The organism is Ruminococcus sp. (assembly GCF_016287535.1).
In the GTDB taxonomy this organism is placed as follows: Bacteria; Bacillota; Clostridia; order Oscillospirales; family Ruminococcaceae; genus Ruminococcus.
In genome coordinates this window covers 1-20,931 of record NZ_JAEFAJ010000040.1, presented here as the reverse complement: position 1 = coordinate 20,931, position 20,931 = coordinate 1, and the positions used below count along the sequence as shown (strand labels likewise).

Here is a 20,931-nt window from a genome sequence, read left to right as displayed (position 1 = left end):
TATCCTTTAAGGACAAAGTCTGCGAAAGGGTGAAAATATGGGTCTGACAGAAAAGGAAGCAGCCGAAAGGCTGAGAGCCGAGGGTGAAAATGTCCTCGGCGAAGGCAGAAAAACAGGACCTCTGAGGATATTCCTCGGTCAGTTCAGAGATGTTATGGTAATGATACTTCTCGGAGCAACGGTGATATCTGTGCTGCTTGGCGAGATATCCGACGCTGTGACGATAATACTTATCGTACTGCTCAATGCAGTGCTTGGATTCGTGCAGGAGTACCGCACTGAGCATACTCTCGAAGCGCTCCGCTCCATGACCTCTCCCACAGCGAAGTGCTGGCGTGACGGGAAACTGACAGAAATAGCGGCTTCACGTCTTGTACGGGGGGATATAGTCGAGATAGAGGCAGGGGACAGGATACCTGCGGACTGCGCTGTCCTTAAAGCATCGGGATTTTTTTCCGATGAAGCTGTTCTCACAGGCGAGTCGGCGGCTGTGGAGAAATCGACAGGTCAGGAGGATGATACGGATAATTCCCCAAATAAGCCTAATATAGTCTATTGCGGAGCTTCCGCGGTGAGGGGAAGCTGCCGTGGAAGGGTCATAGCCACGGGCATGGATACCCAGATGGGAAAGATATCGGGAATGCTCAGGGATATCGACAAGGAGCCCACTCCTTTACAGAGACGGCTGGCTGAGCTCGGAAAGGCTGTGGCGGTGATATGTCTCGTGGTGTGCGCGGCAGTAGCCGGCGCAGGCATACTCCGGGGAGAGAACATCTTCGATATGCTCATGACGGGTATAACAATAGCAATTGCCGCTATACCAGAAGGACTTCCGGCGACAGTTACCATCGCCCTTGCGCTGGCTGTCAGCCGCATGATGAAGCAGAAAGCCCTTGTGAACAAGCTCCACAGCGTAGAGACACTGGGCTGCACCTCTGTGATATGCTCCGACAAGACCGGCACCATAACCGAGAACAGAATGACGGTCACGGAGCTTTCCACAGCCGATGAGGATTATTTTTTCAGCGGCATGGGCTACCGGGTCAGCGGAGCTGTCACCAAAGCCGGAGATATCGCCGTAAATCCTGTTACCGAAAAAGCTCTCACGGAAGCTCTCAGATGCGGAGTGCTCTGCTCCACCGCTGAGATAAGTACGCAGGAAGCTCCGAAAAGCCGCAACAGAGGCGCTCTTGCAGGTAAGGGAGAGTGGAGCGTCACAGGCGATCCCACGGAAGCCGCGCTGCTCATTGCGGCCGCAAAGGCAGGTATCACAAAGGACAGTCTTTCCGGAAGCTGCCATATTCTCGGAGAATATCCCTTTGACAGCGAGACCCGTTTTATGGCTGTACACTGCGGCTGCGGCAGCGATAAGAGGATATACTTCAAGGGCGCGGAGGAGGTCATTCTGCCGAGGTGCTCGATGTATATGAACGGCAGGGGAGAGAAGGTCCCTCTTACGGCGTCGTTCCGCAGAAAGCTCGAAGAAAAGGCGGCGGAGATGTCTGACAGGGCGCTGAGAGTTCTCGCACTGGCGGTATGCGGCTCGGAAAAGCTCGAACCATTGCGCGGAGACCTTGTTTTTCTCGGCTTCGCAGGCATGACCGACCCTCCCCGTGAGGAGGCAAAAGCCGCTATACGGCAGTGCGCGGCGGCTTCCGTAAAGACGGTGATGATAACGGGAGACCATAAAAATACCGCCGTGGCAGTTGCGAAAAAAGCAGGACTGCTCAAGGGCGGCATGGCTATAACAGGCGAGGAGCTGAATATGCTCTCTGATGAGGAGCTGGACCGTGATATCGGTAAATATACCGTGTTTGCCCGTGTGGAGCCCGTACACAAGCTGCGCATAGTACGGAGCTTTAAGCGCAGAGGTGAGATAGTCACCATGACAGGCGACGGCGTGAACGACGCTCCTGCGGTGAAGGAAGCAGATGTAGGCGTAGCTATGGGAGTTACGGGCACTGACGTCACAAAGCAGGCGGCTGACGTGATACTCATGGACGACAACCTCGCAACACTGGTGAACGCAGTGGAGCAGGGACGGTGCGTATACGCAAATATCCGCAAGTTCGTGCGGTATCTGCTCTCCTGCAATATAGGCGAGGTACTGACCATGTTCCTCGGTATAGTAATGGGTATGCCGATGATACTGCTGCCGGTGCAGATACTTCTCGTGAACCTTGTAACAGACGGACTTCCGGCGATAGCTCTTGGTATGGAGCCGCCGGAGGAGGGTATAATGAGCCGTCCGCCGAGGCGTTCCGGCGAGGGCTTTTTCTCAGGCGGACTTATGTGGAAGATAGTTATCCGCGGCATATTTATCGGACTTTCCACCCTTGCAAGCTTCACAACGGTCATGCGGCTCGGCGGTTCCGCGGAAGCCTGCCGCACCGCTGCGCTTATCACCCTTGTTGTGTCTCAGCTTATACACGTATTCGAGTGCCGTTCCGAGAGCCGTTCACTTTTCCGCATGAATCCTTTCGGCAATATTAAGCTTGTGGGAGCAGTGCTTATTTCGGGAGCTGTTCTTGCGGCAGCCGTTCTCGTACCGCAGCTTCAGATGGTGTTCAGTACGGTCACTCCAGACGCGGTACAGCTTATTATCGCACTGGGTTTCAGCGCAGCAGCACCGCTTGTCAGCTCTTTCCTGAACCGTTAGCTGTTAGCCCTTAGCCTGTAGAGGCGCACAGTGTGCGCCCGCGAATGTGAACCGCATAAATGTGCAGGGGCGGATATTATCCGCCCGTAAAATTATACTTCAAGTCCGAAGCTTATAGAAAGAGCAGTATTGACCTTATCCATAGAGTTAAGGTCCAGCTCTCCCATCTTGTCTTTCAGACGTTTTTTGTCTATGGTGCGTATCTGCTCCAGCAGCACTATACTGTCCTTTGCGAGACCACACTGCTCTGCCTGTACTTCTATATGCGTAGGCAGGCGGCTCTTGCCGCGCTGACTGGTTATCGCAGCGGCGATGACCGTGGGACTGTGCCTGTTCCCCACATCGTTCTGAACTATAAGTACAGGTCTGATACCGCCCTGTTCAGAGCCTACAACGGGACTGAGGTCGGCGTAATAAATTTCTCCTCTTCTGACGGACATGATGTTTTCTCCCGGTATATATAATGAATATGAACTGCTGTTCTTATTATTGCCTTTGAGACTGTGTTTATGCAGTCCCTTTTCATTATATGCTTACGGGAGGATTTCTGCCTATGCGCCTTTACTGAGGAGATTCAGAAAATACTTACCGTTCTTGTATGATGTTCGATATGCATTTTAAGCTCCGTACCTGACAGGAAGAAAAATGAATACGGCTCATAATCAGGGTCGTCGACAACTCTGAACGCAGTACCGGGTTCGGGAAGCTCTATTGTGAAGTCGGTATGGTCGTAAAAGCGGTAATTGTCAAGAAACAGCTTCTTTTTTTCGGGCGAGGATATGTCAAGCTTAAAGCACTGTCCGATATTTTCCGTTCTGTTTTGTACAGGGAATTCTATCACTGTACCGTCGTACATATCGGCTGATTTTTTTAGTGTCTCCATGCAGGGAGATTCCTTGCCTCCCATCATGAATCCGCCCGTCATATTGAAAAAGACGACAGCGTCCGAGCTGAGGATATTATCCTTTATGATACCGTATCTATCTGCCGCGCTGAGACTGGAAAAATTCATGAAACGTTCCTTGTATCCGGAAATATCGTCAATAGTGCATTTGATAGTGAGTATATTTTTCATTGTATCGCTCCTTTATCTGAAAGATCTTGAGTTGCGGATATTTTGTACACGGCAGGCGGGATCTCATTCTATCTCGGCTGCGAGGTCGGGGAATATGCCGAGACTGCGTTTGAGTATGCCGTTCATCATGGCAAGAGCTATGCCGTAGTTGGTGAATGGGACGTTCTGATCCTCTGCGGACTTCCGCCTGTAGACCATTTCACGCTCGTTCAGCATACAGCCGCCGCAGTGTATCACAAGGCTGTATTTCGACAGGTCCTCCGGGAACTCCCGTCCTGAGCTCAGCTCTATGTTCAGGGACTTGCCTGTGGTCCTTTTCAGCAGGGCAGGCAGCTTCACGCTGCCGATATCACCGCACTGGCGGTGGTGGGTGCAGCCCTCGGAGATAAGGACTGTGTCCCCGTCATTCAGTTTTTTTATGGCAGCCGCGCCCTTTACTGAGGTCTCAAGGAAGCCCTTGTACCGTGCCATAAGTATCGAAAATGAAGTGAGAGGAACGCTTTCCGGAACTATTCTGCTCACCACGGCGAAAGCCTGACTGTCGGTTATGACCAGTTTCGGTGGCGAACTCAGCTTTCCGAGAGTTTCCGCAAGCTGGAATTCCTTGGTGAATACCGCCATAGCGTCAGCGTCGAGGATATCCCGGAGAGTCTGTACCTGCGGAAGTATCATTCTTCCCTTTGGAGCAGCCGCGTCTATAGGAGTTACGAGCGCAAGCATATCCCCCGGACTTAGCATATCGCCGATGATTCGCTTTTCCTCGGCGGGGAGCTTTGCGAGAGCTGCGATACGCTCTTTCAGCTCATAGATGTTTTCACCTGTCAGTGCGCTGACTTCAAACTCATTGTCCTGACAGACCCGCTTTTCAGCTATATCGGACTTGTTGTATACAATAAGATATGGGATATCCTTTTCTTCAAAAATGCCGGTGAGCTGGCGCTCGGTGTCGGTAAGTCCCACAGTTCCGTCAACTACGAGGACAGCAAGGTCTGTGCGGTTGAGTATCTGCTTGGTCTTGCGCACTCTCATTTCGCCGAGAGAACCCTCGTCGTCAAAGCCGGGAGTGTCAATTATAACAACAGGCCCCAGCGGGAGAAGCTCCATAGCCTTGGTGACCGGGTCCGTGGTGGTGCCCTTGACGTCGGATACTACGGACAGCTCCTGACCCGTAACAGCGTTTACCACGCTGGATTTGCCTGCGTTTCTCCGTCCGAAGAAGCCGATGTGGATTCTCTCCGAGGAGGGTGTATCGTTTAAACTCATATTTATCATTCCTTTTCTGTAGGGGCAGATATTATCCCCCGAACTGTTAGCCATTAGCTTGTAGGGGCTGCCTATGGCAGTCCGTGCCTTACAATACAATTATGCTGAAACCATGTGCAGGAGCGGCGTTCCGCCGCCCGTAATACTCGCCGTTATTTTGCGGGCGAACGCTGTTCGCCCCTGCAATTACTTATTAAACGCGTACAATTTAAAAAAGCGGAGAACCTGGAGTTCTCCGCGTAAAAACATATTTGCGGCTTCTCAGAACTGGATCTGGTCAATAACACTTCTGAGCGCCTTTGCGCTCGCCTGGAGCTTGGCGATCTCCTCGTCGCTGAGCTTGGGAGAAACTTCTCTCTCAATGCCGTTGCTTCCGATAACGAAGGGAAGGCTGAGACATACGTCATTTATGCCGTATCTGCCGTTTATCATTGTTGATACCGTGATGATATTCTTTGAGTCACGGAGAACGGTGTCGCATATCTTGTTTACGGTCATCGCGATAGCGTAGAAGGTAGCGCCCTTTCTCTTGATCACTTCCGCGCCTGCGCCGCGGACTTCATTAATTATCTCTTCCTCGTCAAGATCGGCGTGATCCTGATCTGCGCAGTATTCATCCACAGGAACGCCTGCGATATTCATTATTGACCACGGAATGAAAGAAGAATCACCGTGCTCGCCGAATACATAAGCGTGTATGCTGTTGGGGCTGAGACCTACGTGATCCGCAATGATCGAACGGAGCCTTGAAGTGTCAAGAGCGGTACCCGAACCGATCACCTGATTGGGCTTTAGGTCAGTATATTTCAGGATAGTGTATGTAAGGACATCAACGGGATTGCTGACGACCACATATATAGCGTCGGGAGCATATTTTGCCACCTGTGGCATTACTTCCTTGATGATATTTACGTTTGTCTGAGCGAGGTCAAGACGTGTCTGACCGGGCTTTCTTGCGATACCGAGTGTTACAACGACGATATCAGAGTCCTTTGCGTCCTCGTAGCAGCCGTCGAATACCTCTACGTTCTCGCCGAATGAAACGCCCTGACGGATATCCATAGCTTCGCCCTTTGCCTTTGCCTTGTTGATATCAACGAGGACAATATCGGAGCAGGTGCCTGCCACAGCGAAAGTATAAGCAACAGAAGCGCCGACATTGCCTGCGCCGAGTATAGTTATCTTTGTACCGTTCTTTTCAGCCATAATATTTACCTCCATATATGTTGGACGGCTCTGCCATCTCTCTTTAACGCTTTGCAGAGCATTATGTACTTTTATTATAATGACTAAATGTGAAAATATCAAGAAAAAAAGCCTCGTTTGCGGAAAAATCGTAAATTCATACAAAACAGGTCCGGATTTAACACAGCTTTTTAACTCGAAGAATAATAACAGGAAGAACTGGCAGTACCAAAATATGTATGCAAAAGTGAATAATATGCGAAATAATATGAATATTTTTAAAAATAATGAATATTTATGCAAATGTACTTGACATTATTTTACTATGTAGTATAATAAATTTATATCGCTAATCTGCGCTGCCTTAAAGCGGCGATAATATTCAGGAGGTAATCACAATGGCTAACAAGAAGGATATAAAGAAGGTCGTACTCGCATATTCAGGCGGACTCGATACATCTATCATCATCCCGTGGCTCAAGGAAAACTACAATAACTGCGAGGTTATCGCTGTTTCCGGTGACGTAGGACAGGGCACGGAGCTTGACGGACTTGAGGAGAAGGCTATAAAGACAGGCGCTTCCAAGCTCATCATCGCCGATCTCAAGGAGGAGTTCATTCAGGACTACGTTTATCCTACAGTACAGGCAGGCGCTATCTATGAGAACAGATATATGCTCGGTACATCTTTCGCACGTCCGATCATCGCAAAGCGTATCGCTGAGATCGCTCTTGAGGAGGGCGCTGACGCTATCTGCCACGGCTGCACCGGAAAGGGCAACGATCAGGTAAGATTCGAGCTTGCTATCAAGGCTTTTGCTCCTGAAATGGCTATCATCGCTCCCTGGAGAGAATGGACCATCAAGAGCCGTGACGAGGAGATCGACTACGCAGAGGCTCATAACATTCCTCTGAAGATAAACAGAGAGACAAACTACTCAAAGGATAAGAATATATGGCACCTCTCTCACGAGGGTCTCGACCTTGAGGATCCCGCAAACGAGCCTCAGTACGAGAAGAAGGGCTTCCTTGAAATGGGCGTTTCACCTATCGACGCTCCCGACAAGCCCACATACATCACACTCCACTTCGAGAAGGGCGTTCCCACAATGCTGGACGGAAAGAAGATGAACGGCGTTGAAATGGTATCAGCTCTCAACAAGCTTGGCGGCGAGAACGGTATCGGTCTTGCAGACCTGGTTGAGAACCGTCTCGTTGGTATGAAGTCAAGAGGCGTATATGAAACTCCCGGCGGCGCTATCCTTTACCACGCTCACGAAGTTCTCGAAACTATCACTCTCGACAAGGAAACTGCACGTATCAAGCAGTACCTCAGCATAAAGTTCGCTGATATCGTATACAATGGTCAGTGGTACACTCCTCTCCGCGAGGCTCTCAGCGCTTTCGTAAGCAAGACTCAGGAGAGAGTTACAGGCGACGTAAAGCTCAAGCTCTACAAGGGCAATATCATCAATGCAGGCGTAACTTCACCGTACACTCTTTACGATGAGGAAGTTGCTACATTCGACGAGGACGAGGTTTACAACCAGGCTGACGCAGCAGGCTTCATCAACCTCTTCGGTCTCCCGATAAAGGTAAGAGCTCAGCTGGACAAGAAGCGCAATAATAAGTGATCATCTATGAAATTCGTAAGTATTATATTCATAATATGTGCACTGTTCGTTGTTTTTCTGATCGGAAGAGACGTGATATCCAATATCAGTCTTTTGGAAAGTGACAGGGAAACAGCTGTAAAGGGGCTGAAATATGATGCTGCTTATTTCATCGGTGCAGTGATTTTCGGAACATTCCTGTTTCTGAAGCTGAACGACAGCATATTCACATTCGGCTGATATCCGTCAGGGTCAAGGACCCAGTTTGCGGATAAACTTCCCTGACAGCATAGAAAACGGCTCAGAGAATAATGTATTAGTTTCAGGCAGGGGAGCCTTCTCCTGCCTGTTATGGTTTTTTGCTGCAAGGAGGATATATGGCGGATATTAGGCCCTTTACCATTGATGACTACGATAAGGTTTACGCACTGTGGCTTTCATGTGCAGGAATGGGACTGAACAATCTTGACGATTCAAGAGAGGGGATAGAGAAGTACCTCGCAAGGAATCCGGAGACCTGCTTCGTTGCAGAGGAAGACGGAAACATAGCCGGAGTTATCATTGCCGGCAACGACGGAAGAAGAGGATACATCTACCATACGGCTGTAAGCCCCGACTACAGACGCCGGGGGATAGGCTCGAAGCTCGTCAATGAGGCATTGAGAGCGCTGAAGGAGCTCGGTATAAACAAGGTAGCTCTGGTCGTATTTTCAAGAAATGAGAACGGCAATGCCTTTTGGGAGAAGGTAGGATTCAACGTAAGAGATGACCTGACATACAGGAACCGTTCCCTCGCAGATATCGTAAGAATAGACACGTAAAGGAGTAAAAGCAATGGCAGATATGATGTGGGCAGGCAGATTTTCAAAGCAGGTTGACGCAGGAGTCAACGCTTTCAATTCTTCAATTGCCTTTGACGGACGTATGTACCGTCACGATATACAGGGCAGTATCGCCCACGCCACAATGCTGGGAGACTGCGGCATAATCACAAAGGAGGACAGTCTTGAAATAATTGAGGGACTGAAGGGCATACTTGCCGATATCGACAGCGGAAAGCTGGAGCTCGACCCCAATGCGGAGGATATCCATATGTTCGTGGAGGCGGAGCTCACAAAGCGTCTCGGCGACGTTGGAAAGAGACTCCATACCTCACGTTCAAGAAACGATCAGGTGGCAGTCGATCTCAGACTTTACCTCAGGGACGAGATAGACGAGATCTACTCAATGGTGAAGGAGCTTGCAGTTACTCTCGTCAATATGGCTAAGGAGCACACCGGGACCATAATGCCCGGATATACCCATTTACAGCGTGCTCAGCCCATAACCCTCGCACATCACCTTATGGCTTATGTGTGGATGCTTCTCCGGGATATGGAAAGATTACAGGATACCGCAAGGAGAATGAACTACTGCCCTCTCGGCAGCGGCGCTCTTGCAGGTACGACATATAAAACAAACAGGAAGCAGACCTCGGAACTCCTTGGCTTTACGGCTCCTATGCCAAACAGCCTTGACGGAGTTGCGGACAGGGATTACTGCGTTGAACTGAACTGCGCTCTGTCGCTTCTCATGACACACCTTTCAAGATTTTCCGAGGAGATAATCCTCTGGTGCTCGTGGGAGTTCAAGTTCGTGGAGCTCGACGACGCATTCGCTACAGGCTCATCGATCATGCCTCAGAAGAAGAACCCGGACGTTACGGAGCTTATCCGCGGCAAGACAGGAAGAGTAAACGGCGACCTCATGACCCTGCTCACTATGATGAAAGGACTTCCCCTTGCATATAATAAGGATATGCAGGAGGACAAGGAGGCTATATTCGACGCCGTGGACAATGTAAAGCTCTGCGTTAAGACCTTTACTCCCATGCTCGCCACTATGCGTGTGCTCAAGGACAATATGAGGAACGCTGCCGCAAGAGGCTTCATAAACGCCACTGACTGCGCGGACTACCTCGTAAAAAAGGGTATGCCCTTCCGCGACGCCTACAAGATAACCGGAACTCTCGTTGCTCAGTGCATAGAGAAGGGTCTCACTCTCGAAACTATGCCTATCGAGGATTACAGAGCTATGACGGAGCTCTTTACCGAGGACGTATACGAGGCTATAAGTCTTGACACCTGCGTCCGTGAGCGCAAGTCCGAGGGCGGTCCCTCGCCTGACGCGGTAAAGGAACAGATAGCTCTTGCGGAAAAGGCACTGGGTATCTGATATGAAGAAAAAGGATATAAGCTTTATTTTAGGTCTTTCGATACTCATGGGTCTTATATGGGTGGTCGGAGAGGTTATAATGGGGCTCTGGCTCGCGGTAAGACCGGGTACTCATATAGTATGGTGCGCCGCTGTCGTTGTGATAACTCTTGCGATAAGCGTCTGGCACTCGATGATAGAGGATACCTCTGAACTTGAAGACCCGAAACAGCTTAAATACGAGCGCAAGGTCAACAAGCGCAGAAAATAGCCGTTAGCCATTGAAAGGGATTCCAAAGGGGTCACTACCCCTTTGGTCAGGTCAAGGGCTGACAGCCCTTGCGGGGTTCGGGGCAGAGCCCCGGATACGACAGGCGCTTCGCAAGGGGTGGATCCCCGAACAGTCCACCGGACTGTTCGGGGAGAGGGGACGCCTTGCAAGTGAAGGCGTCCCCTATGAAAGACACGAAAAACGGAGGAATAAAAATGTCAGTAAAAATCTACATAGACGGTCAGGAAGGAACGACAGGTCTTAAAATACAGGAGCGTTTCAAAGACAGGCACGACCTTGAGATCATGAAGATCAGCGAGGAGCTGAGAAAGGACCCTGCCGAGCGTGCAAGACTTATCAACAGCGCGGACTATGTATTCCTCTGCCTGCCGGACGCCGCTTCCATAGAGGCAGTATCCTTCATCGACAAGGATAACGACCATGTGCGTATAATAGACGCTTCCACAGCCCACCGCACAAATCCCGACTGGGCTTACGGCTTCCCGGAGCTTTCACCGGCTCACAGGAAAAAGATAGAGACCTCGAACAGAGTTGCTGTTCCGGGCTGCTACGCAAGCGGATTTGCTTCCATAGTATATCCGCTGGTGAATAACGGTATAATACCTGCGGACTATCCTGTGTTCGCCTACGCAACATCGGGCTACAGCGGAGCAGGCAAGAAGGCGATAGCAGTCTACGAGGGTGAGGACAAGCCCTTTGAGTTCAATAGTCCTCGTCAGTACGCACTCTCTCAGCAGCACAAGCATCTGCCGGAGATGAAAGCGGTATCGGGACTTACCTACACGCCTATGTTCAATCCTATGGTATGCGACTACTTCAGCGGAATGGTCGTGAGCGTACCCATACAGACAAGGACTCTTGACAGGAAGATCACAGCGCAGCAGGTGCATGAGATGTACGCAAAGCACTACGCGGGCGCAAACATGATAGAGGTAATGCCTCTTATGTCCGCTGAGGAGCAGAAGAGCTTCTTCCTTGCTTCAAATACACTGAGCGGACAGAACAAATTACAGGTTTTTGTTTTCGGCAATGACGAGCAGATACTCCTTTGCTCGCGCCTCGATAATTTAGGCAAGGGCGCAAGCGGAGCTGCGGTGCAGTGCCTTAACATAATGATGGGAATAGACGAAACAACAGGCCTTATATAACTAATGCAAGAAAAACGGGGGGAAGTAAAATGAGCAAGACACTTCGCGAGATATATGAATATGACCTTATCGAAGATGACGGTATAGATTATATCGTTGACGAATGGTTCAATACCATAATGGAAAAGACAAAGGATCAGCTGAATGTTTCTGACGTCAGCCGTATGCTCCGTCAGAAAATATGCTCCCGCGTTGCGATAAAGAGAGCTATAGAAATGCTGAGCGACGATCCTTTCGTAGGAGAGATGTTCGAGGGACAGCTCATGTTCAATCTGTATTCGGGCAAGGAAAAGTACCTGAAACTCTTTTATCCTCAGATGGGACCCGTTCTCGAAAAGGCAGGTCTTATGGCAAAGGCTCACAATTGGGCTTCCGATGAAGAGAAGAACGAATATATGGACATCATTGCAAAGTTCGCACAGAAGATCAAGGAGGAAACAGATGAAGCTTGTTGAACTTAAAGGAATAACATTCATAGAGGGCGGCGTTTGCGCCGCAAAGGGATTCAGGGCAAACGGAGTGCAGTGCGGACTTGCGCACAAGCCTCTCGGAGATGCGGCTGAGGAGAATGTTATCCCCGCAGCAAAGAAGAAAAACGACCTTGCGCTTATAGTTGCCGACAAGGAGTGCAGCGCAGCTGCCGTATATACCACAAATAAAGTCAAGGGAGCTCCCATACTCGTCACAAAGGAGCACCTGAGAAACGGAAAGGCAAGAACTGTTATCGTAAACTCCGTAAACGCAAATACCTGCAACCCCGACGGCGTTGAGAAGGCGACAAAAATGTGTCAGCTCGCTGCAAAGAGCCTCGGTATCGACGAAAACGACGTTATCGTAGCTTCCACGGGCGTTATAGGACAGGTGCTTCCCATAGAGCCTATCGAAAAGGCTATGGACGGTCTTGCAGAGGGACTTACCTATGACGGCAACAAGCGGGCTCTTGAAGCTATCATGACTACGGATACACAGGAAAAGGAAATAGCCGTACAATTCGAGCTTGGCGGAAAGACCTGCACCATGGGCGGTATGCTCAAGGGCAGCGGCATGATACACCCGAACATGGCGACCACTCTTACCTTCCTTACCACAGACGTGGATATAACTCCGGAAATGATGCAGCACGCCCTTGACGATATAATCAAGGTAACTCTCAACAGAGTAAGCGTTGACGGAGACACCTCCACAAACGATATGGTATGCATACTCGCTTCCGGCGAGGCAGGCAACAAGCCCATCACCGAGGAGGACGGAGAGTACGAGAAGTTCAGACACGCTCTCTACGGCATACTTATGAACCTTGCACGTAAAATGGCAAGGGACGGCGAGGGCGCTACAAAGCTTGTGGAGTGCGCCGTAAAGGGCGCTGAGAGCGACGAGATCGCAGAAAAGGTGGCAAAATCAGTTATAGGCTCCAGTCTTATAAAGGCTATGATATTCGGCGAAGACGCCAACGCAGGAAGAATATACTGCGCTGTTGGATATACCGACGCTTCATTTGACATTTCAAATGTCGATGTGGACATGGCTTCCGCAGGAGGCACTATCCCTCTCGGACGCAAGGGAAATGTCATCGAGTTCTCCGAGGAGCTGGCAAAGGAGATACTCAAGGAGGAAGAGGTACAGATACTCGTTTCTATGGGCGATGGCAAGGGCAGAGCTATCGCATGGGGCTGCGACCTTACCTATGACTACGTAAAGATCAACGGCGATTACAGAAGCTGATGATTCGCGGCTTTATATGCAGACAGGCGGAACGCTGTCAGGGCTGGTGAGATTATGTTTTTAATGAAAGGTATGAGCGTCGAGAAGGTGCAGAAAAAGTACCTTAAAAAAGACGAGCAGATCATCTGGAGCAAGGTGACAGATTACGTAAAGCTACACTGGGATTTTTCAATTGTTACTATCTGTTTCGGGCTGGTATTTATCTTTGCAGGAAATGTGTCGGTAATAACAGATGGAGTCAGCATTGAAAATCTCATGTTTGCTGCTGTTTTTTCTATTGCCGGGATAGTTATTATTCTGAGCACCCATGATGTGACGGGCTCGTACTTTATCACGAACAAGCGTGTGCTCATATTCAGCGAGAAGCTGTGCAGAAAGATAGAGTTCCGTGAAATATCCATGGTATATGTAAGTACAGAGAAGAAGACTGGCAGAGAATACATCACGCTGTGTATACAGCCTAAGGATACCAATGGGGGAAAAAATACATACTATCTCTGGGATATTGATGACGGCGTAAAGGTCGTCGATATCATACAAAAGCAGATGAAGCTCTGCGGCTCATAAGAAAAATCAGGATATACGATCAATGATTTGTTGGGGGGGATTTTATGTTCGGCAGAAAAAAATATGACAGCTACGATGATTATAATGAGAGAAATGCGGCAAAGTATGACGATGATTATATAGCTCCGTCTGATGAATACCGCAGGGAGTGTACCCACAGTCATGAGCAGACCTATGAGGATATGGACGATCTCTGGGAGTGCAGGCACAGTCATGAGCAGTCCTATCCGAACATAAACGAGATCAGGGAATGTGACCACAGTCACGAACAGACCTACGCCGACGCGGATACAGAGCAGAGACCTTATGATAACTATAACTCTATAGAGAGTATGTTTGAGGCTTATCTGGAGTCCAACGAGCATCTGCTGTGGGCAGGCGGTTCCGGCGATCCGGCAAAGCAGAATCCTGAGAGCATGAAAAAAGACAGCTCTCCGGGACTCACAATTCTGGTCATAGGTATAGTCCTGATGTTTACGTGTTTTGCAGCATTTATAGGATTAGCATTTATTGTAACAGGCATTGTATTACTGGTAATGAATATTGATCAGGGATTATACGCCGTGACCGACAAAAGAATTATGCAGTATACGTACGGTCAGTTTAAATCAGCCGGGCTTCAGCGTATAATTAGTACAAATGCGTCCATGAGCGGCAATAATACAGGGAAATTAACCATAAATCTGCGTGGTATGCTTGATTCCGCGGAAATCACCAGGTATAACCAGATCGACGGAGCAGGAAGAACCCTGATCGTAATAAAAAACATACAGGACCCGGTGCGTGTAAAGCAGATAATCGACGACGCCTGCGTAGGCGTACGGTGCAAAAATTATCAAAACCAAGGAAAGGGCTACTAAAGGTGGGGTATGTTCGGAAGGAAAAAAGATGAAGGAACTGACTGTTTCGGCAATAATGTCCACTACCCTCCAGGAAAGTCTGTATATGATATTAAACTAATGAAAGGTGAGCAGATACTTGTGTGTCAAGGACACCGGTATACACGACACCACTTTCCCTGGCAGAGATGAAAAGCACGAAAAAATAGGTAAAACAGTTCTAAAAATTGAAAAAAGAACTAAAATCATGTTTATTATAGGTGTTATTTTGTCGTTGTTTGGCACTAATGTGATATTTATACTTGGGGGAATGTTGATGACCTGGCCACATATACTGTTTCGTAATATTTCTTTCATCCTTGTAATGACAATTATTATAAAAGGACATATCAAAGCCTGTCGTATGGGGCTGAACTATTGCCTGACAGACAGAAGATTAATATCTTTTGGAGTTAATTACTGGCAGGAGATACCACTTGAAGATGTTGTAAGTGCAAATGCCGTTGCAGAAAATAATACAGGAAAACTTATCGTCAAAGCAATAATTGATGGAAACACAAAAAAGTGTGCAGATTATGTTTTCCCTGATGTGGAAGATCCTTGTCGGGTAAAGGAAATACTCGATCAGGCTATAGAAAAATGCAAGGCTTATGATTATCAAGTTTAAATAAAAGGAAGTTAAGGAAAAATGGAAAAGATATCAAACAATGAAAAGTCGCAGGTGCTTATTGACGCCCTGCCATACATACAGAAGTACAATAACAAGATACTCGTTATCAAGTACGGCGGAAACGCCATGACCAACAAGGAACTCAAGGACGCCGTAATGACGGATATCGTACTCCTTTCACTGGTAGGCGTAAAGGTAGTCCTTGTACACGGCGGCGGTCCGGAGATAAGCGATATGCTCAAAAAGCTCAACATAGAGAGCCGCTTTGTGAACGGTCTGAGATATACCGACGACGCTACGGTAGATGTGGTAAAGATGGTACTCTCCGGCAAGGTCAACAAGGAACTGGTGCAGCTCCTTGCGCAGCATAAGGGCAGCGCTGTGGGTCTCTGCGGTATCGACGGAGAAATGCTTGTAGCCGAAAAGAAAAAGACCGACGACGGTCAGGATCTCGGCTGGGTGGGCGAGATAACAAAGGTCAACACAAAGCCGATAACAGACGCCCTTGCAAACGGCAATATCCCGGTCATCGCAACAGTTGCCACAGACGCGGAGGGCAATACCTACAATATCAACGCGGATACAGCAGCCGCAAGAATAGCTGCTGAGCTTGGCGCCGAGAACCTTATCCTCATGACGGATATAGCAGGACTTCTCAGGGACAAGGACGACCCGTCAACTCTTATCCCGGAGGTCAACGTCAGCGAAGTGCCCTTCCTCAAGAGACAGGGCATAATCTCAGGCGGCATGATACCAAAGATAGACTGCTGCGTCGAGGCTGTCAGACGCGGCGTGAGAAAGACCGTTATCATCGACGGAAGAGTGCCTCATTCCATACTTATCGAGATACTTTCCAACGAAGGAATCGGTACGCAGTTTGTATGATAGAGTTACCGCTCGTAAAATAATTTACTTGTATACAAAAAATTTACTTATAAAAAATCTTAATTGATTGATTTTGACTGCCATTCGGCGCTATAATAATAGTGTGTCTGATAAGTCCGCGGCAGTCTGCCCCAAGGAGGACTTTTATATGAATACAATAGATAAATTCAATTCGCACGTTATGCAGTCCTACGGACGCTATCCCCTCGTTATGGAGCAGGGAAGCGGCAGACGCTGTAAGGACGAAAACGGCAAGGGATACATCGACTTAGGAAGCGGTATAGGTACAAACTCTCTCGGCTACTGTGATGAGAAATGGGCTGACGCTGTATGCACTCAGGTAAGGACCCTCCAGCACAGCTCGAATTACTACTACACTAAGGTGCAGGCTGATTTCGCGGAAAAGCTCTGCGATATCTCCGGATATAAGTCGGTATTTTTCTGCAACAGCGGCGCAGAAGCAAACGAGTGCGCCATAAAGGTGGCAAGGAAGTACAGCTTCGATAAATACGGCAAGGGCAGGCATACTATAATCACCCTTGTGAATTCCTTCCACGGCAGGACTATCGCTACTCTTTCCGCTACGGGTCAGGATGTGTTCCACAATTACTTCTTTCCGTTCGTGGAAGGTTTCGTGAACGTGAAGGCAAACGATATCGCAGACCTTGAAGCAAAGCTTCAGGATGATACGGTTTGCGCGGTAATGCTCGAATATGTACAGGGAGAGGGCGGCGTCAACGTTCTCGGTCAGGAATTTGTGGACGCTGTTTACGAACTGTGCGCAAAGAAGGATATACTCGTTATCGCCGACGAGGTACAGACCGGTGTCGGAAGGACGGGTAAATTCCTCGCGGGAGATCACTTTGGCAAAAAAGCTGATATCACCACGCTTGCAAAGGGTATCGCAGGCGGACTTCCCATGGGAGCCTGCCTTGTGAATGAGAAGTGCAGCGGAGTCCTCACAGCAGGTACTCACGGCTCGACCTTCGGCGGCAATCCCATTGCCTGTGCAGGCGGACTTGCGGTCCTCGACAGGATCGGAAGCGACGGTTTTCTTGAAGAGGTGAACAAGAAGAGCGAATTCATAAGGAGCGAGCTTGAAAAATGCAGCGAGGTCGATCACATAACAGGTATCGGTCTTATGGTGGGAATAAAGCTTAAAAGCAAGGACACCCACGATGTCGCACAGAAAGCTCTCGACAGGGGACTCCTCATTCTTACTGCCAAAGAGAAGGTAAGACTTCTTCCTCCGCTTACAATTTCTTATGACGAGCTGAAGGACGGACTGAAGATTCTGATAGAGATACTGGAGGAATGATTATGGAGTTTCAGGTGATCGGAAAGGGCGGCAAGTATACCGTTCAGGACAAAACTGGTCGTCTTATCTACAGTATAAAGAAAAAAGGCTTCGGAGCCCGCTATAATCTGATGGACGCAAGTAATTACAACCTCTATACTCTCGTTCAGACAGGCGACGCTAAGAGACCGTTCTTCACCATAATCCTCAATGACAATGTATTTATGTCAATGGAGTGTACATCTCTGTTCCTCAATCCTACTATCAAGGCAAAGAACAAGACCATGCGCTTTGAGATAACAAGCAAGGACAGAAAGAATTTTGAGATACTGCTCGATGACGCGAAGGTCGGAACGATACAGAGCCTTCTCGGAGTAAACGGAGAGATGCAGTACCACTTCGATGTGGAGAACAAAGCCTTTGACGACTATATATCGCTGTTCGCTGTGGCGATAGACAAGGCGTTCGGTGAAATGAACAAGTAATTAAGCGATTTTTGATTGGAAGGATAGATAATATGAAACACTTACTTAAAATGCTCGATCTCAGCACAGAGGAGATCATTGAGATACTCAACCTTGCTGACCAGCTCAAGTATGAGCTGAAGCACGGTATCCCGCACCCGCACCTCAAGGGCAAGACTCTCGGAATGATATTCCAGAAGTCCTCCACACGTACAAGAGTTTCGTTTGAGACAGGAATGTATCAGCTGGGCGGATATCCGTTGTTCCTCTCCTCTAACGACCTCCAGATAGGCCGCGGAGAGCCTGTGCAGGATACTGCGAGAGTTCTTTCACGCTACCTTGACGGCATAATGATACGTACCTTTGAGCAGAAGGAGGTCGAGGACCTTGCCGAGTACGGTTCTATACCGATAATCAACGGCCTTACGGACTTCTGTCACCCCTGTCAGGTGCTGGCTGACCTTATGACTATCCGTGAGTTCAAGGGCAGCTTCGACGGACTCAAAATGTGCTTTATCGGCGACGGAAACAATATGGCGAACTCTCTTATCGTAGGCTGCTTAAAGGTAGGTATGTCGGTGGCTATCGCTTGCCCCGACGACTATCAGCCGCCTAAGGAGATACTTGACTTTGCAAAGGGCTACGGTGATAAGTTCGAGATGACAAATTTACCGGCACAGGCTGCAAAGGGCGCAGATGTGCTCATCACAGACGTATGGGCTTCCATGGGTCAGGAGGGCGAAGCCGAGAAGCGCAGAAAGGCTTTCGCAGGCTATCAGATCAACGACGACCTCATGACAAAGGCAAATGCGGATGCGATAGTTCTTCACTGTCTCCCTGCACACCGCGAGGAGGAGATCACAGAGAAGGTATTCGAGGCTCACGCAGACGAGATATTTGAGGAAGCCGAGAACCGTCTCCACGCTCAGAAGGCGGTAATGGTAAAGCTGATGTCCTGATTTGGCTGTTGCCTTTAGCTGTTAGTCCTTAGGCTATGTACGACGAAATACAAAGGGAATGATATGAATAGTATATTATTGAAATTGTGTATTCTTGGCGGTGCCGCAATAATTGTAACACTAATTGTAATTGTAGTATTCATAATAATTAGCCATATAAATCCATTTACATATCCGGTAATTAAATATTCAATTGATATATCCGGACGCAAACAGCCTTCATATAAAGACTGTGTAGACCAATGGGTAATTGATAATAAAGATTATAATGCGGTAAACCATTATAATCATGTTATAAGTAAGTGGGATAACGATTGCAGGCGTATATTAGAAAAGACTCATCTTGGAAAAGAACGTAAGACACAGATATACAATAATATGAAAAATGCTGTTAATAGCAGTGAATATCCGATATATCAATATGTTTTCTTTCGCAGGCAAGTCAGGTATAAACAATCAAACTATAAAAAACAGGCTTATTCTGTTAATAATACTGAAGGCGTTTATAAACTGACATTAAAACAATTGCTTGAAATATATGATGAACTTGAAGAAATAGATTTTGAAACAACGCGACAAAAGTATTATGCCAAAAATCAAAGAAAGCTAATGACAAAGGAGCTAAGGCAGCTTATTATTAAACGCGATAATTATACTTGTCAAAAATGTGGCAAGTATATGCCCGATGAGGTAGGACTTCATGTTGATCATATAATTGCAATTAAAAATGGCGGCAAGACCGTTGAAAGCAATCTTCAAGTCCTTTGTGATAAATGCAATTATCGAAAAGGTTCAAAGAAACAAAATTAAGCGGACAGCATAAACTGTCCGCTTTTCTCATTGACAAACCCCCGAAAAAATGCTATTATGGCATACGAGGTGATAAAAATGTATTATCTGATACTTGCCTGTGTGGGTTTGGCGATAGCAATAGCAGGCGTTTTCTATCTTGCGAGACTGCTGTACCTGAAAAAGTACGGCGTACCGGCAAAGGCAGAGGTAATAGATGTGAAGGAGGTCCTGAAGAGAAAAGGAGGACTTTTCGGACATCTTATCGTAATTACCAAAAAGACGCTGAGCCATTATACGCACACGCTTAAATATGAGCTCGACGGCAGGAGCTATGAGGCTGACGACAGAGCAGACTATACCCAGCCGATGAAAGTGGGTTCCACTCATATTATCCTCTGCGATCCGAAGGATCCGGAAAGCTTCAAGTTTGAAGCAGATGTGCAGAAGCATATCACGATAGCCGCCGCACTGGTGGCAATGTCGCTTCTTTTTGCGGGAAGATTCTTTTACGCATACATCAAGTGAATTCAGTGGTGATAAGGTATAAAAAAGATAGAGGTATCCGGAGCTGTTGCGCTTGAAAGATGGTACGAGATAGGTATGTTTATAATATATAGGAGTAATGCTGCTTGCAGTGTCTCTGTTTGAGTCCGCGTGGAAGCCAATATGCGGACTTGCAATGGTGGTTCTCTTCATATATTTTATAATAGCTGTTGCAGTATCGCTTTCTCCGATGATAGTGATGTTTGACGAGCAGTGGCTGATGATGAAGCACGGTATATTCAGAAAAGATATCAGAATGGACAGTATTATCCGTGTGAGATATTATATAATGCTGCGAAAAAAGGGACGGACAGGTGCACGTTTCTATCATCTTGTAATGGAGATAGAATACAGAGGCGGCAGACAGGAGCTCACGGAGAGGATAACAAAAGAGGAGATAGAATACTGCAAGAGCGGTGAAGCGGATAAGGAGCTTTTTGTGCTTTACGATCATATAAAGGGGCTGTATCCGGATAAAGCTAAGGGCTACTGGGATTATTGCGGTATATGATATATAAATATAGGGCATAATGTATAAAAAGCCGCCGATTCAACGGCGATTATTTTAGTTGACAAACGCTGCGCAGCGTGATATAATAATTAAGTCGCCTGAGGACAACAGCCTTCGGGCAGACACGACAGCATCTTGAAAATTGAACAATGCGAAGGAAAAAAAGTAACGACCCTTGAGATTCCTTTTTGAAGCTGAGAGATCAGTGGAGAGAAGAAAAGGTCAAGAAAAGACTAAAAAATTACGCGAAAGTA

At 47.9% G+C, this 20,931-nt stretch carries 23 protein-coding genes; 19 read left to right on the top strand and 4 right to left on the bottom strand.

Annotated elements, in window-relative coordinates:
• Window positions 1-37 precede the first annotated feature (37 nt).
• Window positions 38-2,659 (top strand): cation-translocating P-type ATPase, encoded by a 2,622-nt coding sequence (locus QZZ36_RS12250; protein ID WP_295081990.1) that lies wholly within the window; start codon window positions 38-40, stop codon window positions 2,657-2,659.
• A 92-nt stretch (window positions 2,660-2,751) separates the two neighbouring features.
• Here QZZ36_RS12250 and QZZ36_RS12245 read toward each other — a convergent pair whose 3' ends face one another.
• From QZZ36_RS12245 to QZZ36_RS12230, 4 genes are all read right to left on the bottom strand, one after another.
• Window positions 2,752-3,099 carry a type II toxin-antitoxin system PemK/MazF family toxin gene (locus QZZ36_RS12245; RefSeq protein ID WP_295081986.1) on the bottom strand — a complete coding sequence of 116 codons (348 nt, stop codon included), beginning with the start codon at window positions 3,097-3,099 and terminating at the stop codon, window positions 2,752-2,754.
• A 134-nt stretch (window positions 3,100-3,233) separates the two neighbouring features.
• Window positions 3,234-3,734 carry a hypothetical protein gene (locus QZZ36_RS12240; protein ID WP_295081983.1) on the bottom strand — a complete coding sequence of 167 codons (501 nt, stop codon included), beginning with the start codon at window positions 3,732-3,734 and terminating at the stop codon, window positions 3,234-3,236.
• A gap of 63 nt (window positions 3,735-3,797) precedes the next feature.
• Window positions 3,798-4,997, bottom strand: a complete 1,200-nt coding sequence (gene hydF / locus QZZ36_RS12235) for a [FeFe] hydrogenase H-cluster maturation GTPase HydF (RefSeq protein ID WP_295081979.1) — start codon at window positions 4,995-4,997, stop codon at window positions 3,798-3,800.
• A 261-nt stretch (window positions 4,998-5,258) separates the two neighbouring features.
• The gene (locus tag QZZ36_RS12230) at window positions 5,259-6,203 is read right to left on the bottom strand and encodes an L-lactate dehydrogenase (RefSeq protein WP_295081976.1); all 945 of its coding nucleotides are present in this window, start codon (window positions 6,201-6,203) and stop codon (window positions 5,259-5,261) included.
• A 377-nt stretch (window positions 6,204-6,580) separates the two neighbouring features.
• On the opposite strand from QZZ36_RS12230, the gene QZZ36_RS12225 reads away from it, so the two are divergent.
• From QZZ36_RS12225 to QZZ36_RS12140, 18 genes are all read left to right on the top strand, one after another.
• Window positions 6,581-7,816: an argininosuccinate synthase gene (locus QZZ36_RS12225; RefSeq protein WP_295081972.1), complete on the top strand. Its 1,236-nt coding sequence runs from the start codon at window positions 6,581-6,583 to the stop codon at window positions 7,814-7,816.
• 6 nt (window positions 7,817-7,822) lie between these two features.
• Window positions 7,823-8,035 carry a hypothetical protein gene (locus QZZ36_RS12220; protein ID WP_295081969.1) on the top strand — a complete coding sequence of 71 codons (213 nt, stop codon included), beginning with the start codon at window positions 7,823-7,825 and terminating at the stop codon, window positions 8,033-8,035.
• A gap of 137 nt (window positions 8,036-8,172) precedes the next feature.
• A complete protein-coding gene (locus QZZ36_RS12215) occupies window positions 8,173-8,616 on the top strand; it encodes a GNAT family N-acetyltransferase (protein WP_295081965.1) in 444 nt (147 codons plus the stop codon).
• A 13-nt stretch (window positions 8,617-8,629) separates the two neighbouring features.
• Entirely contained in the window at window positions 8,630-10,009 is a 1,380-nt protein-coding gene (argH, locus tag QZZ36_RS12210; RefSeq protein ID WP_295081955.1) for an argininosuccinate lyase, read from the top strand.
• 1 nt (window position 10,010) lies between these two features.
• Window positions 10,011-10,259, top strand: a complete 249-nt coding sequence (locus QZZ36_RS12205) for a hypothetical protein (protein WP_295081945.1) — start codon at window positions 10,011-10,013, stop codon at window positions 10,257-10,259.
• Between the two features lie 215 nt (window positions 10,260-10,474).
• Complete coding sequence (gene argC, locus QZZ36_RS12200) at window positions 10,475-11,428, top strand: N-acetyl-gamma-glutamyl-phosphate reductase (RefSeq protein WP_295081935.1); 954 nt, start codon at window positions 10,475-10,477, stop codon at window positions 11,426-11,428.
• Window positions 11,429-11,457: 29 nt separating this feature from the next.
• Window positions 11,458-11,883, top strand: coding sequence for a contact-dependent growth inhibition system immunity protein (locus QZZ36_RS12195; RefSeq protein ID WP_295081932.1), 426 nt, complete (start codon window positions 11,458-11,460; stop codon window positions 11,881-11,883).
• Window positions 11,870-13,150, top strand: a complete 1,281-nt coding sequence (argJ, locus tag QZZ36_RS12190) for a bifunctional glutamate N-acetyltransferase/amino-acid acetyltransferase ArgJ (RefSeq protein WP_295081929.1) — start codon at window positions 11,870-11,872, stop codon at window positions 13,148-13,150. Before QZZ36_RS12195 ends, argJ begins: the two co-directional genes overlap by 14 nt.
• Window positions 13,151-13,204: 54 nt before the next feature.
• Complete coding sequence (locus tag QZZ36_RS12185; protein ID WP_295081926.1) at window positions 13,205-13,717, top strand: hypothetical protein; 513 nt, start codon at window positions 13,205-13,207, stop codon at window positions 13,715-13,717.
• Between the two features lie 44 nt (window positions 13,718-13,761).
• Window positions 13,762-14,577: a hypothetical protein gene (locus QZZ36_RS12180; RefSeq protein WP_295081919.1), complete on the top strand. Its 816-nt coding sequence runs from the start codon at window positions 13,762-13,764 to the stop codon at window positions 14,575-14,577.
• 118 nt (window positions 14,578-14,695) lie between these two features.
• Entirely contained in the window at window positions 14,696-15,223 is a 528-nt protein-coding gene (locus QZZ36_RS12175; RefSeq protein ID WP_295081916.1) for a hypothetical protein, read from the top strand.
• 21 nt (window positions 15,224-15,244) lie between these two features.
• A complete protein-coding gene (gene argB / locus QZZ36_RS12170; protein WP_295081909.1) occupies window positions 15,245-16,111 on the top strand; it encodes an acetylglutamate kinase in 867 nt (288 codons plus the stop codon).
• Window positions 16,112-16,259: 148 nt separating this feature from the next.
• Window positions 16,260-17,429, top strand: a complete 1,170-nt coding sequence (locus QZZ36_RS12165) for an aspartate aminotransferase family protein (RefSeq protein ID WP_295081906.1) — start codon at window positions 16,260-16,262, stop codon at window positions 17,427-17,429.
• A gap of 2 nt (window positions 17,430-17,431) precedes the next feature.
• Window positions 17,432-17,893: a hypothetical protein gene (locus tag QZZ36_RS12160; protein WP_295081900.1), complete on the top strand. Its 462-nt coding sequence runs from the start codon at window positions 17,432-17,434 to the stop codon at window positions 17,891-17,893.
• Window positions 17,894-17,925: 32 nt separating this feature from the next.
• On the top strand, window positions 17,926-18,831 hold the full coding sequence (gene argF / locus QZZ36_RS12155) for an ornithine carbamoyltransferase (RefSeq protein ID WP_295081897.1): 906 nt from the start codon (window positions 17,926-17,928) through the stop codon (window positions 18,829-18,831).
• A gap of 63 nt (window positions 18,832-18,894) precedes the next feature.
• Window positions 18,895-19,641 (top strand): HNH endonuclease signature motif containing protein, encoded by a 747-nt coding sequence (locus QZZ36_RS12150; RefSeq protein ID WP_295081893.1) that lies wholly within the window; start codon window positions 18,895-18,897, stop codon window positions 19,639-19,641.
• A 78-nt stretch (window positions 19,642-19,719) separates the two neighbouring features.
• Window positions 19,720-20,148, top strand: coding sequence for a hypothetical protein (locus QZZ36_RS12145; RefSeq protein ID WP_295081891.1), 429 nt, complete (start codon window positions 19,720-19,722; stop codon window positions 20,146-20,148).
• A 97-nt stretch (window positions 20,149-20,245) separates the two neighbouring features.
• Window positions 20,246-20,677, top strand: coding sequence for a hypothetical protein (locus QZZ36_RS12140; protein WP_295081889.1), 432 nt, complete (start codon window positions 20,246-20,248; stop codon window positions 20,675-20,677).
• The last annotated feature ends 254 nt before the right edge of the window (window positions 20,678-20,931 follow it).